At 44.7% G+C, this 13673-nt stretch carries 12 protein-coding genes and 1 pseudogene; 8 read left to right on the forward strand and 5 right to left on the reverse strand.

The genetic code is table 11. From position 1 onward, the window contains the following. Positions 1-183 precede the first annotated feature (183 nt). Both QUA74_RS22060 and QUA74_RS22065 read right to left on the reverse strand, forming a co-directional pair. Positions 184-1287, reverse strand: coding sequence for an RNA-guided endonuclease TnpB family protein (locus QUA74_RS22060; protein ID WP_333333497.1), 1104 nt, complete (start codon positions 1285-1287; stop codon positions 184-186). 95 nt (positions 1288-1382) lie between these two features. Beyond that, positions 1383-2171, reverse strand: coding sequence for an RNA methyltransferase (locus tag QUA74_RS22065; RefSeq protein WP_333333499.1), 789 nt, complete (start codon positions 2169-2171; stop codon positions 1383-1385). Positions 2172-2396: 225 nt separating this feature from the next. Between QUA74_RS22065 and QUA74_RS22070 the strand changes: the two genes are divergently transcribed. From QUA74_RS22070 to QUA74_RS22080, 3 genes are all read left to right on the forward strand, one after another. Beyond that, positions 2397-2552 (forward strand): DUF2256 domain-containing protein, encoded by a 156-nt coding sequence (locus QUA74_RS22070; RefSeq protein WP_333165179.1) that lies wholly within the window; start codon positions 2397-2399, stop codon positions 2550-2552. A gap of 72 nt (positions 2553-2624) precedes the next feature. Continuing rightward, entirely contained in the window at positions 2625-3560 is a 936-nt protein-coding gene (locus QUA74_RS22075) for an isoaspartyl peptidase/L-asparaginase (RefSeq protein ID WP_333333501.1), read from the forward strand. Positions 3561-3675: 115 nt separating this feature from the next. Continuing rightward, positions 3676-4404, forward strand: coding sequence for an SMI1/KNR4 family protein (locus QUA74_RS22080; protein ID WP_333333503.1), 729 nt, complete (start codon positions 3676-3678; stop codon positions 4402-4404). A gap of 228 nt (positions 4405-4632) precedes the next feature. Here the strand turns inward: QUA74_RS22080 and QUA74_RS22085 are convergent, their stop codons facing one another. Then, positions 4633-5883 (reverse strand): WD40 repeat domain-containing protein, encoded by a 1251-nt coding sequence (locus tag QUA74_RS22085; RefSeq protein WP_333333505.1) that lies wholly within the window; start codon positions 5881-5883, stop codon positions 4633-4635. A gap of 53 nt (positions 5884-5936) precedes the next feature. Here QUA74_RS22085 and QUA74_RS22090 point away from each other — a divergent pair, with 53 nt between their 5' ends. From QUA74_RS22090 to QUA74_RS22100, 3 genes are all read left to right on the forward strand, one after another. Further along, a complete protein-coding gene (locus tag QUA74_RS22090) occupies positions 5937-6704 on the forward strand; it encodes a hypothetical protein (protein WP_333333506.1) in 768 nt (255 codons plus the stop codon). 70 nt (positions 6705-6774) lie between these two features. Continuing rightward, positions 6775-7266, forward strand: a complete 492-nt coding sequence (locus QUA74_RS22095; protein WP_333333509.1) for a hypothetical protein — start codon at positions 6775-6777, stop codon at positions 7264-7266. A gap of 387 nt (positions 7267-7653) precedes the next feature. Next, the gene (locus QUA74_RS22100) at positions 7654-8397 is read left to right on the forward strand and encodes a hypothetical protein (protein ID WP_333333511.1); all 744 of its coding nucleotides are present in this window, start codon (positions 7654-7656) and stop codon (positions 8395-8397) included. A gap of 183 nt (positions 8398-8580) precedes the next feature. Here QUA74_RS22100 and glmU read toward each other — a convergent pair whose 3' ends face one another. Beyond that, positions 8581-9969 (reverse strand): bifunctional UDP-N-acetylglucosamine diphosphorylase/glucosamine-1-phosphate N-acetyltransferase GlmU, encoded by a 1389-nt coding sequence (gene glmU, locus QUA74_RS22105; RefSeq protein WP_333333513.1) that lies wholly within the window; start codon positions 9967-9969, stop codon positions 8581-8583. A 504-nt stretch (positions 9970-10473) separates the two neighbouring features. Here glmU and QUA74_RS22110 point away from each other — a divergent pair. Both QUA74_RS22110 and QUA74_RS22115 read left to right on the forward strand, forming a co-directional pair. Next, the gene (locus QUA74_RS22110) at positions 10474-11478 is read left to right on the forward strand and encodes a hypothetical protein (RefSeq protein WP_333333515.1); all 1005 of its coding nucleotides are present in this window, start codon (positions 10474-10476) and stop codon (positions 11476-11478) included. Positions 11479-11504: 26 nt separating this feature from the next. Further along, positions 11505-12329, forward strand: a complete 825-nt coding sequence (locus tag QUA74_RS22115; protein ID WP_333333517.1) for a sulfurtransferase — start codon at positions 11505-11507, stop codon at positions 12327-12329. A gap of 232 nt (positions 12330-12561) precedes the next feature. On the opposite strand, the pseudogene QUA74_RS22120 reads toward QUA74_RS22115, so the two are convergent. Continuing rightward, positions 12562-13551 (reverse strand): annotated as a pseudogene (locus QUA74_RS22120) (IS701 family transposase). Positions 13552-13673 lie beyond the last annotated feature (122 nt).

The raw sequence follows: 13673 nt of genomic DNA on the forward strand, positions 1-13673 counted from the left end.
AATTATGAGTTAGCTCTAGGGGGATTAAATTGAAAACCTTCTATTATAGCATAGATTTTTTTTGCAAGAGGTCTACTTAACACTTTCTAGGGTACTGATGTTCACCTGCAAGGTTATGAAGTTGTCATCTACAAGGGATTAAAGTGCGAACTCAATCCTAATGGATTACCCTGTAGAAGCCAGTCATCTCCCAATTGCTCGGTTTCGACTGAACGAATCGCACTTTAAACAGGCATTCAAATCGCGCTCTACCGATAGGCCGCAAGCAGGACAATCGTAAGTCCGAAGGCTTAGTGGTATATCTTTTTTATGCCCGCAATTGGCACAAATCTTAGAACTGGGGAACCATCGATCTACCAGCACTAAGCTCGCCCCATACATTTTGCACTTATAATCTAACTGCCGCCTAAATTCGTAAAACCCTAAGTCGGATATTGCCCCAGCCAGCTTGTGATTTGCCAGCAAGCCTTTAACGTTCAAGTCTTCAATCTTAATTAGCTTTAAAGTGTTCGCTAAGTAAGTCGTCAACTTGTGGAGGAAGTCTTTACGAATCCGAGCTATTCGTGCGTGGAGTCTGCCGATATTGTTGTAAGTTTTGCGCTGGTTGCGAGAACTTTTTATTGGCTTTGATGCTTTACGCTGTAAACTAGCAAGCTTGGTTTTCGCTTCCTTTAACGGTTTTGGTGCATCAAAGACTTGATGGTTTGACAGCGTGGCAAAAGAATTAATGCCTACATCGATTCCTACAGAGTTCTCAGGCTGTTGAACTGGCAAACGTTCTGCATCAACGCAGAAGGAAACAAACCAGTGGCTCCCCTCTTTTGAAATCGTAAAAGTTTGAGAGACCAAGCCACATTCTAAGGGTTCATAAAGCCGAAAAGTTCCCAAAGTCGGAATCTTAATAGTGTTGCCTGCGGTTAGTAAAACTTTTCCATTAGACGAATCAACCGTGAATGATTGACCGTCTCGGCGACTGGCAAATTTCGGATGACCGAATTTCCCCAAGCGATACCGACTAAACGCTTCTTTCAAGTCAATCAAAGCGTTTTGGTAAACTCGGCTGGACAACTGATTCATCCAAGCGCATTCAGGTTGTTTCTTGACGTGGTTGGTAAGAACTTTCTTGACTTCGTTGATGACCTGTGAGTCCGAGAGATTCCTCTCACCATACATTTGGACTCGCAAGCTCAAACCCATGTTAAATATTACACGCCGAAATCCTGCGTGTTTTGCCATCCAGGTCGCTTCATTGTTATTCAATTTGAGCGCTCGCTTGACGGCAAACATGGTTAAACCTCCTCTCGGTAATTAATTGTGGACAAGTTTAGTAAACTATTTGGCACGCTATGTCCAACTCACATCCCCAATTATCAGCATTTCTCCTAGCTATCCGTTGGATTTTCCGGTAACGCCCTATCCAGAGTATCAGAATTTGCCTCTCGTGGGTAAGTTTTGATTGCCCATTCTGTTTGGCGGAGGACGCCCCGCAGCATGGCGACTTCATCCACTGTCGGATAGGCTCTGTTGTACAAACGCCGAAATTTTTCCATCCGGCTTGCTGCTGTGTGCTGCTGCAAATATCCTATTTTTAACAGCAAAGTTTCTAGTTGCTGGTAATATCCCTCTAAATTTTCCAAGGGAGCCGATTCCTCCGGGCAACTGACAACTGACAACTGACAACTGACAACTGACTTGTATAGTTCGTAACAGCAGATAGCGACGGCTTGGGCGAGATTTAGGGAAGTGTAGGCATCGCTGCTGGGAATGCGGATCAGGCGTTGAGCGCGGTTTAATTCGGCATTGGTCAAGCCGCAGTCTTCTCGGCCGAAAATGAGGGCGCTGGGGGCTTCAAGGAGCCAAGGCAAGGCATCTGCGGGTTCTTCTAGTTGTGTTGGCAACGATCGACAATCATCCCCTGTAGTTGCGATCGCTCTGACACACCCAACCAAAGCAGCCGGCAAACTCTCGACTACTTTGGCCGTTTCCAATATGTCGGCGGCGCGAACTGCCATCAGTCGGGCCTCTTCCCCTAAATAATCGCATTGGGGATTTACCAAAACTAATTGGTGCAAACCCATATTTTTCATGACGCGGGCAACAGAACCGACATTCAATGGGCCAGCAGGTTCGACTAAGACTATTCGGAGGTTGGCGTCGGCCGTTTCGAGCATTTTTATTTGGGGAGGTGTTTTGCAGAAATTGGGTTGTTTCCTTAGCAACAGGCTTTCCGGCCTGTTCCACAATCAAATTTAACTCTTGTGGAACAGGCCGGAAAGCCTGTTCATAATCGCAAGATGCCTGTTCCACAATCAAATTCAACTCTTGTAGAACAGGCATCTTGCCTGTTCCTGAAAATGGTACAAGATGTGAGTTAGTAATGTACTTTCCAAATTAGCATGGCAAAGCAGCGATCAAAATCTGATTTACCGACAAAAATTTGCCCGGTGTGCGATCGACCTTTTACTTGGCGCAAAAAATGGGCGGACTGCTGGGATGAGGTCAAATACTGCTCCGAACGTTGTCGTCGCCGCCGTTTGGCGGCTCAAGATTAAGAATTTAAAGCAAGTTGCTCGATCAAAGCTAAGATTGCAAAGGAAAAATTTTAGGTTATTAGGTTATAAATTATGGCATCGCAACAAGTGCAACCAAAGCTAGTTATTCACGGCGGTGCCGGCAGTTCTCTACACAGTAAAGGCGGAATTGAGGCGGTGCGGAAATCGCTTTACGATGTTTTGGAGGAAGTTTATCCGCTGCTGAAAAACGGTGTCAGTGCCGTAGATGCAGTGGTGCGGGGCTGCCAATTGTTGGAAGATGACCCGCGATTTAATGCCGGTACGGGTTCTGTGGTGCAGTCGGACGGTCAAATTCGGATGAGTGCTTCGCTGATGGACGGTTTGATGCAGCGTTTCAGCGGGGCGATTAATGTTTCTCGCGTTCAACATCCGATCGAACTTGCTCAATTTTTGCAGCATTCGGACGATCGAGTTCTCTCTGATTTTGGTTCGGCGGAATTGTTGCGAGAACTTCAATTGCCGATTTACGATCCGATGACGGATTTGCGTTTGCACGAGTGGATGCAGGAACGCCAAGGCAATTTTAGCAAAGCAATGGCTGACGTGGTTGCCGAACCGGCCGGTATGGGTACGATCGGAGTCGTAGCTTTGGATGTGCATGGACGCTTGGCTGCTGGGACTTCGACTGGTGGCAAGGGTTTTGAGCGGATTGGGCGGGTTAGCGACTCGGCGATGCCGGCAGGAAATTACGCGGCCCAAAGTGCGGCGATAAGCTGTACGGGGATTGGCGAGCACATTATGGACGAGTGTTTGGCCGCGCGAATTGTGGTTCGGGTTACAGATGGTTTAAGTTTGAAAGCTGCTTTTGAGCGTTCTTTTACTGAGGCTGACGAACGTCAACGGGATTTTGGCGCAATTGGAATTGATGCTAGCGGGGCGATCGCTTTCGGCAAAACTAGCGAGGTGATTTTGGGTGCTTTTCACAACGGTAGAGAAATGGGCGATACTTTGGAAATGAGCAAGGGAACGCTGATTTTTATTGCTTAGCAAAGATTAGATTTGTTGCTTTTGTTGGATGCGATCGCGTGGCGAATACGCGATCGCATGATTGGGACTACCTCCTGTTTACGTCTTAACCGTCTTGGGGGTAGCTATACATAACATGAGTTCAAAGGATATTAAAGAATTAGCAGAACTGCTTCGACGCTTGCAGCAAAAAGATAAAAATCTTCGCGTGTTCGGCACAAATTCTCACACATACAAACTGGGACAAACGCTTACGGAAGCAGAGTTGCAGAATTTCGAGCAGAAACATAAAATCAAGCTGCCCGAAGATTACCGTTTATTCTTGAAAGAAATTGGCAACGGTGGAGCAGGGCCGTTCTACGGTTTAGAGCCTCTTGAAAAGGCAGCACAGTATCGCGATTTGAGCAAACCGTTCCCCTTCACCAAAGCAACAGACTCTTATTCAGATGAGGAGTTGGAGAAGTGGGACGATACAGACGAATACCCCGGCGCGTTGGAGTTATGCCATCAGGGGTGCGCCATTTACTCTGATCTGGTTGTAAACGGCCCCGCACACGGCACGATTTGGAACGGCAGGGAGGATTTCTATCCAACGGAATTGTCTTTTGGCAGATGGTATCGCCGCTGGGTTGAGAAGGCATTGCGGACTCTTGAGAACGAGCCGCTTGTGGATAAGCTCGCGTTGGGAATGTCAAAGCAACAAATCTTAGTGGCAGCGGGAGGCGACTGGCAAGAACGAAAAGCCCTTGAGCGCCCCATTTATTTCTTTGAAGCTCCAGAAATCCCGGCTCAAATTGAGTTAAATGAAGACAGGATAGTTATCAAAATCAATCGTTCGCCTTTCATCTTAGCGCGGCCAGAGTAAATGTGGCATTACGTCATAATTAATAACGTCCTTATTGCCTAGGGGTTGCTATAATACCCGCTTTATTTTTTAGTGTCTTAGAAAGGGACGAAAGTTTGTGTAGTTTGAGGTAAAAAGCGATTTCAATGGCCGAGTGACACAGAAGATAACTAACATGGATTTGGTAGAAAAAACCTTAAATCAATTATACTGCAACAATTTAAGCGATCGCCCCTAACCTCTCTAATCTTAAATCCGCAGTTGCCAAAGTTTAACAGTACCATTCTCCCCGCCGCTGACCAGAGTTTCGCCCAAAAGCCCGATCGCCACCGCAGACACAGGGCTAGAATGTCCATCTAAAGTGTGCAGCAATTCGCCGCGAAGATTCCAAAGTCTAACAGTACCGTCAAAACACCCCACTGCAAAGTATCTCCCATCAGGGCTAACTGCGGCGGCGGAAGTGATACGAATTCCTGTTTGGAGAGAATGCAATAATTCCCCTGTTTGCAAATTCCACAGTGCGATCATTTTGTTGCCGTGACTGACGATAATTTTGCTATCTGGAGTAATTGCAACATAATTTTCGCTGCCAAATGTTCGCCTCACTTCGCCTCCCGGCAATTCCCACAAAGTGACTGTGGCGCGACAGAAACCGCTGGCTGCATTTAGGCCGCTAGCTACTAACATTTTGCCGTTGGGACTCAGGGCGATCGCACTAATGTCATCCCCTGGATAGCCTTCCAAAACTTGCAGCAGTTGGCCGCTGTTGAGGTGCTGAAGCTTGATTGTGCCTCGGGTGGTGCCGATCGCCAACATTTGCCAGTCGGGGCTGACAGCGACGGATTCGTGGCGATGCACGTCTGCCAAACGCTTCAGCAGTTCGCCGTTTTGCAAGTTCCAGAGTTTGACTGTTCCCGCGCGCGATCGTGTCAGCAGTGTTTTGCTGGCAGGGCTGAAAGCAACTAGCAATACTGCTGTTGAATGTCCGAAAATCGTCTGCTGCAGTTCACCGCTGTGCAAACTCCAAATTTTCACTGTACTGTCGTCAGAGCCCGTTGCCAGTAATTGTCCGTCGGGACTGATAGCTGCAGACAAAATCCTGTCTGAATGGTGAAGAGTGGCTTTTAAGATGGCACCGGTTGAGGTTTTTGGCTGCGTTTTATATCCGGCTATTTCCAGCCAGTCGATCGCATCTCTCCAATTTTTGAGAGCATTTCGGGGCCGATTTGTCAATAATTCTATGTATCGGTACAAAGTTTTTGACAAATCAACTTCGACACCTTTGATTTGTTTGTTGAGAAAAACCGCAATTTCCGCTGGGCTGTAGCCACACAGTAAGCCACAGAGATGCCGCTTTTCTACGGGTGTCAGCCCTCTTCTGGTGTGGGGGGCGAATTCTTGTTTGGCAGTTGCCAAGTCGGTATAAAGCTTTTGGATGTCCCAGCCGTTGCTTGCCCGTGCAAATGGTTCTTCTGGTCGATCGAGGGTAGAGGGTATCATTTGCGGCAGTCGCGATCGAGTTCCTAGTCAAATTCCTAACCAAAATCCTAACATTGGCTGTGCGCGATCGAACTGTTTTCACCGCTAATCTATTTTTAACACAGCAAACAGGGGAAAGAGTTTCCGGTGAAAAATGTGCCGAAATCCTTACCTTTACAGTTTGCAAAAGAACTTTACACCAACGGGAGAAACACCAAATGTCTATTATTGCGATCGTCTTCTTTTTTGGCTGTCTTGGCTTTATTTTAATTTTGGTTGGTTATATCTGGGGATTATCTCAAGCTATTGAACAAGAAACTCTGTGGGGATTGGTTTACTTTTTTGTTCCCTTTGCTTCCTGGGTATTTCATATTAAAAATTGGAGTAATAAAAAATTTAGAAAACCATTTTTACTTCAACTTGCTGGATTCCTCATGTATTTCTTGTTAGGCATTATTATTGCATTATTGCCTGTAATAGGTCTTCTCAAAACCGATGGTTCTGTGCCTAATGTAGATCTGGGGTCTAACGAGCAATCGCCATCTTCTTTTTCTTCGGCTTTCAACACTTATCCCTACCTCTATCAAGAGTCATCTCCTGCTGCCGAGCCATCTCCTACTTCTGCTGCAACTGTGACTGAGCCTAATTATGCTCGTGTGGCTGCTCAAAATTCTGACTTCAAACAATCGATGAAAGTAGGCTATATCTACTACGGGCAGGGAGACTATCAAACGGCTTTAATCAATTTTAACAGAGCTTTACAGATACGTCCGGGCGATGCTTATGCTGTCAAGGCTGTTGACAACACCCAAAGTGCGATCGTCCAAAGCAGTGTCAAATAAGCCGTGCATTAAAAATTGCGTACAGTGGATAGATAAGTAATTCACATTATGTGTAAATTTTTCCAATAAAATGATTAAAATTCTCACACCAACACCGACCCAACTAACAATTCAATCTTCGAGCGCCTGGGATGGTTTGCTATTAATTTCTCCCTTCATCGTCATTGGACTATTGCAGATTATTTTGGCATCAAATTGGATAGGTGGAGGCATATTTCTGTTATTTTCGCTGTCTTTGTTGGACGGCGCGATAGATGAAACATATATTTTTGATAAAACTTTTAGCAAAATGACCATTAAACGACGGGGTGTTTGGCTTAATGATGTTACCGAATGCTCAAGTCGCGAGATTTCTACGGTGGAATTAGAGGAAATAGCAGATAGCGAGGGAAATCGTAGCTATTATGTTAATTTGTGGATGTTGGGCGGGGATCGCATCTGCTTGAGAAGCGATTCACTAACAGAACAATACAAAATGGCTGAGTTGATTCGCCACTATATCTCGATTAGGGATAATCGCACGCTTAACAATATATTTGCCCTCCAAGTCCGTGAACCATAGCTATCCCCTAGGGAATCGCCCAAATCAATACCTAACGATAATTAAGTAGGCGCAAATAAACTTTACAATGTAACAAAATGTAAACGTGTCTTCACATTTGCGATTACTTTCCTGGGGCTCGCGAAAGCTAACGTTTCACTCGCTATAACATAATTAATATACTTTTAAGATTCATCTACTTTAAATCACGAAAAGCTATCTTAAACCCAGCCGCAGGAAAACTCGCGACATTTGTTGTCGCTCAGACATTTTAGTGCTAACCTTTTACCAAAACAAAAGAGGTCATGGCACAGGACGACTTCAAATAATATATAAGTTAACAATTGGGCTGATCGGGGTTAGCAAGGCGATATGTAACATCATTTTGGGAAGTTAAGGGCGAGATAAATGAAAATAATCAAGCAAACAGCAAGTGAATTAATAATTCAGACTCAAAGCATATTTGATTTTTGGTTGCCTAGTTGTTTATTCATGGCCTTTGGACTGTTCGGGCTGGCTTTTGATTATCATAAAGCAACCCTGAGCTGCCAGCGATTGCAGGCAAAACAAGGCAGTTGCCAGTTGGTGCGATCGAATTTACTGGGTTCAAAACTCCAAGAAATTGAGCTTGCTTCTTTGCGGGGAGCTAAAGTTCAAAGATGCGGCTATAAAACACGAGTTGTACTTTTGACTTCTGTTGGCCATGTTCCTTTCACTGCTAACTCCACTAATTGGGGAACCCAAGACGCTGTTGCTTCTGACATCAATTTTTTTGTTAAAAATGCAAAAGATCGATTGCTGCGCTTAAGTCAAGAAGATCACTGGTTGGGATGGACAGGAGGCATATTTTTGCTCGCAGCAGTCGGAGCGATAGTCTTGAGAAATAATGAAACCTACAGCTTCGATGGAACTTTAAACACCTTGACTGTTAAACAGCGGGGTTTGTTGGCACGTAAAGTAATTCAATACTCTCTGTGCGAGATTTATGGCGTGGAAGTCGATCGAACAAAAGATCGGCAGAATGACACTTGGTACGAAGTCAGACTATTAGTTTGTGGAGGATCTCGCATATCCCTGCCCAACACGATGAGTCCTTACGAGCAAGAAAAAATCGCCAAAGCGATTAACAACTATCTGCACGAGCAAAAATAACACAAAATAGCCGATCGCAAGAAACCCGATTTCTCAAGCTTGCGGACTTACGGAGAAACCGGGTTTGTCACCAAAAACTCTCGTAGAGTACCATCGCTCCCGTTATAAAAACCCGGTTTCTTTGGTATCGCTCGCGAGTTGCGCGAGGGGTGGAAACTCATTATCAAAAAAGTAAACAATCGTTCACTTTTTTGGTTCTTTCAACTTCCAGCCTGGCTTGACAACTTGCCGGGAACGGGCAACTACTAAACAGTCATTCGGTACATCTTCTGTCACCACAGAACCCGCCGCTACAGTAACATCTTCCCCCAAAGTTATGGGTGCAACCAGCACGCTGTTAGAACCCGTTTTACTCCGATCGCCTATTTGAGTTTTGTGCTTGTTTTTTCCGTCATAATTCGCCGTAATTGTCCCCGCACCGATGTTGACTTTTTCTCCCAAAGTCGAGTCGCCTAGATAAGACAAGTGAGCGACATTAGTCCGATCGCCGATTTGAGTATTTTTCAATTCTACAAAATTGCCGACGCGGCAGTTTGCCCCAATTTCTGCGTGTCCCCGCAAGTGTGCGTAAGGGCCAATTCGCGAATTTTCAGCAACCATACTGTCAGAAACCACCGAATAAAGCACAGTCACATTTTCTGCAATCTGACTGTTTTCGATCAAACTGCCGGGGCCGATGCGACTCCCAGAGGCGATCGAAGTATTTCCCCGCAAGTGAGTTTGCGGTTCAATTACCACATCCGGCTGCAACTCTACGGTATCGTCGATCGTAATGCTGTTGGGGTCTAGCAGCGTGACTCCCGCCGTCATCCACTTGTCCTTTACCCGCGTTTGCAAAATATCGCAAGCTGTGGCTAAATGTTTGCGATCGTTAATTCCCAATATTTCTTGATAATCTTCCACATCCACCGCCATCACCGGACTGAGGAAATTTACCGTATCAGTTAGGTAATATTCTTTTTGGTCATTGTCTGCCTTCAATTCTGGCAAAATTTTCTCTAAATCCGGCCAGTGAAAACAGTAAACACCTGCATTAATTCGGTGATTTTGCTTTTGAGCTTGTGTGCAGTCGCGGTCTTCGACAATTTGCTGGACAAAGTTTTGACTGTCGGTAAATACTCGCCCGTATCCTTGAGGATTCGGCAAATTAGCTGTCAATAAAGTAGCAGAGTTTTGGTGCTGTTTGTGAACAGCCATCAATTGTTTGATAGTTTCTGCCCTCAGCAAAGGTACATCCCCATTTAAGACCAGCAAATCTCCTTGAAATCCCTCTAAGTGAGGCAGCAATTGTTGGATGGCGTGACCAGTTCCCAATTGTTCGGTTTGTTCTACAAATTCTAGGGGAGGAGATTGAAGATTTTTCTCCGATATTTCTTGACCTCTAATCAGAGATTCTTTAACGAGTTCGCCTCGATAACCGACGATGACAAGTCGCCTGGTAATTTGGATTTCTTGACAACTTTGGAGGACTCGCTCAACTAACGATCGACCGCCCAATTCGTGTAGAACTTTGGGCAAGTCAGATTTCATGCGCGTGCCGCGTCCAGCAGCTAAAATTGCTATTGCTACCATTGTACGATCGACTTATTTGCTATAAAAACTTGAATATTGACTAACTGATGATATCACTCGCTGTCCGTCGATGGCACTGCGATCGCACAAATTTTTCATCTAAAATTTCCCATCTCGCATCCGCGCGATCGAGGCTTTTTGCAGCCGGATGTCGGTTTTAGGGGCGATGCTTGCGGTTCAACTTAACGCCGTTACGGTATCTGATGTTGCGCCCCCGGTATCAATTACCAGCTTGAAGCAATGGTATTTGGCGACTTAGCGAGAGGATGTGTGGCTGTACTGCAAACCTGAGTTCGGTTCGCAGAAAGGACTGAAGTCTTTTCCCAAGGGATGCCAGGGCTAGCGAGAGTGATTATTTGCATCTTTGGGCTGGGATTTGCCACGATACATTATACTATTTGTTGAATTTCAGTTATTGTGTTTTCAACTCCAAAAAACTCTTTCTGACTTTTTCATTTTTTCTTCCTTCTACCTTCTATCTTCTGCGTTATCAGGTGTCCAGCTATGACAGAGCTTAATTTTCAGGAACTTGCCAAGCAGGGAAATCTCGCCACTGCGATCGCATCTTGGCTCAACAGCCAGTTGCAATCTGAAGGCATCACAGCCTCGGCGAATCTCGACGGCGACTGTTTGGATGTAATTCTTGAGGCCGAGCAGGTACCGATAGAAGATACATTAGTTGATTTTGTCCGCACCGAGCTGACAAATTTGCAGCCGGATTCGATTCGCCAAGTGAAGGTTGAGGGCCGAGAAAGCGGTCAGATTGCTGCTGCTTGGAGTCAAGACTTTAGTCTGGAGAACAGCACTTTTGAACCACAGAGCTTTGCAGGAGAAGCTGTACCAAATACTGGGGTTGCTAATATACAGGATCGCACAGAGATGGAGAATAATATTATTGAGGAGGAGAAACCGCCGGAACTTGCTGCATTTGAGAACCGGCTGCGATCGACTTTCATTGTAGTTGGGCTGGTGACGGGTATGTTGGCGATCGCGGTGGTGGCGTTTGTGGGTAAAATTTTGAACCAGCCGACAGCAACTGCGGGGAATAATCCCGATGAAACAGCAGATTTAGCAACTGCACCAGATACTTTTCGAGAAGCCGTTAACAGCGCACTCAAAGCCGCAGAATTAGGGCGAGCGGCAAAAACCAAGGAAGATTGGACTACAGTTACCGATCGTTGGCAAGAAGCGGTCTCATTAATGAGAAGAGTACCAGTCTCTAGCCCCAACCATCAACTAGCTCAAGCAAAAGTAATTGAGTATCAGAAATATCTACTTTACGCTCAAGAAGCAGCAGTAACTCCCCCTCTGCCAAGTCCAACTCCCGCACCAGCCGAAAAATCACCTTCGGAAAAAGCAACTTCTAAAAAATCCAATTCGCCCAAAGAAACTTTGGAGAAAGCAACTCCTAAAAAATCCAATTCGCCCAAAGAAACTTCGGAGAAAGCAACTCCTAAAAAATCTCCTTCCGAAAAAGCAGAACCAGAGAAAAAATCTCCTTCCAGATAGACGTTAAAATATAGATTTGACAAATTATGACTGACAACACTTTAATCGTTTCTCCTGAATGGTTAGCCACCAATACCGACAATCCGCAAGTTGTAATCATTGACTGTCGGTTTTCCCTTGCCGACCCTGAATTGGGACAAAAACAATATCAAGAAAGTCACATCCCCGGAGCTTTCTATTTAGATTTAAACCGCGACATGGCGAGTTCAGTTGGCAAACATGGCGGTAGACATCCGCTGCCAAATATTGAAGAATTAGCTGAAAAATTGAGTGCGAGCGGCATTAATTCAGCAGAAACTTTAGTCGTAGCTTATGACGATTCGCGGCTGGCTTTTGCCGCTCGTTTGTGGTGGCTGCTGCGATATATGGGACACAGCAAAGTAGCTTTGTTAGACGGCGGTTTCAGCGGCTGGAAAGCGGCCGGATATCCGGTAACAAATATTTTGCCAGAACCCCGCGAGGGTAAATTTGTTCCTCACTTGCAGCAGGATTTGGCCGTAGATATTGAGGCGGTAAAAGAGCGAAAAGACTTGCCGGGGAAGGTTTTGGTTGATTCGCGAGAAAGCGAGAGATATGAAGGTTTGCGGGAGCCAATAGACCCCATTGCAGGCCACATTCCGGGCGCGGTTAACTATCCTTGGCAAGGGGTGACGGATGAAACTGGAAAAGTGCGATCGGCATCCGAACAAAAACAGCGGTGGACGGAATTAGAAAAAGCCGAAGAAATTATTGTTTATTGCGGTTCCGGGGTGACGGCTTGCGTTAATTTACTGTCTTTAGAAATCGCCGGAATTCCCGATGCTAAACTTTATGTCGGTAGCTGGAGTGACTGGTGTTCTTATCAGTTGTAGGGTGCAGGAGCGAGATGATTGTTGACTGTTGACTGTGAGTTTTAGGGTAGCGGGCATTGATGTCAACTTAACGTTAAACCTCAGTCCGGCAGCCGTTGAAACAAGAGCCTCAAAGCTAAATTCGTCGCTAAGCTGTTCGGCATTTAAAGGAGGATAGTAGGGTGCGTCAGTCAATAAGCGTTTCCCATGTATATAGGACTTACGCATTGACAAAAAAGATCATCTATGTATTCTAGACAAGGCCACCACTACTAAAGTTTGCTAAAATCGGCTCACGTATAACTGAAGTGAATAGATTCCTTTGGACTTCATACCAGTTACTAATTATTTTTTCAGACCGCATCAACTCTAATTTAACACTCATCTGGAAGTGAACAAAATACATGAGTCTTGATTGCACAGGTATCTCTTACCATGAACCGACAAATTCCACATACTTGCTTGATGGCTCTATGAAAGGTTTCAATTCGCCAATCAGTATCATGAATTGTGATAAATTCATCTCTTGTAATCTCAGGGATTTTTTCTCACTTTGGTCAAGAGAAAATATAGTGTTTAGACGCCTCTTTTTTAAAGCTTTTTCTAAACAACTTTATAAATCCCAATTCTTTTAAATGAGTTATTACTCCTGACTCAGGAATTGCCAGAGTGCTTACCTGGCAATAATTATGTGGCTCATTTGATACAGTCCTTTTTTTTCAATTCCGAAGAGAAAACCCAATTTCTGGTTTTTTGGAAATTTCAAATTTTCCACTCCTGAATACCAACTATCTCCTGTTACTATTTTTGGCTTGACTCCCCAATTTCTTATTTCACTCACCATTTCTCTCAAGTAATCCTTTTTGGTTTTTCCCTCCTTTTTATCATAAATTCTGTAATTTATTGGGACGCTCGTTACCATTAATATCGCTGTAATATAGGGTGATTAAATTTAAACCAATAATAGTTTTATGAGCTTTGCCTGACCCAAAATAACTAATCAATTCGGCATTTTTAGGGTCGCTGTCAATCTTTTCTCTGACTTTATCCTCTACACTTAGTATCCCTCCTGTCAAGTTGATTATTTTCTCAATCTCGCTGAATAAGTCTTTCGGCTCCTACCTTTCTCTTAACAAAAAGCTATTGATAGAATCGTGATCAACATCTCCCAATATCTCTGATAATCTGCTACATCCTCCCAACGCGGTGGTTCGGACAACAAAAATCAGGTGTAAAGGTCTATATTTCATTGTGCCGTAGAGGGTTTAGTTATTTTTCTCCTTGTCCGATACCTAGAAAGTAGACGACAATTATTTATCAATTCACTGTTTGGTTATTTTGTCAATGCGTAAGTCCTAAAATATT

This window comes from Microcoleus sp. LAD1_D3, from assembly GCF_036702135.1.
Lineage (GTDB): Bacteria > Cyanobacteriota > Cyanobacteriia > Cyanobacteriales > Microcoleaceae > Microcoleus.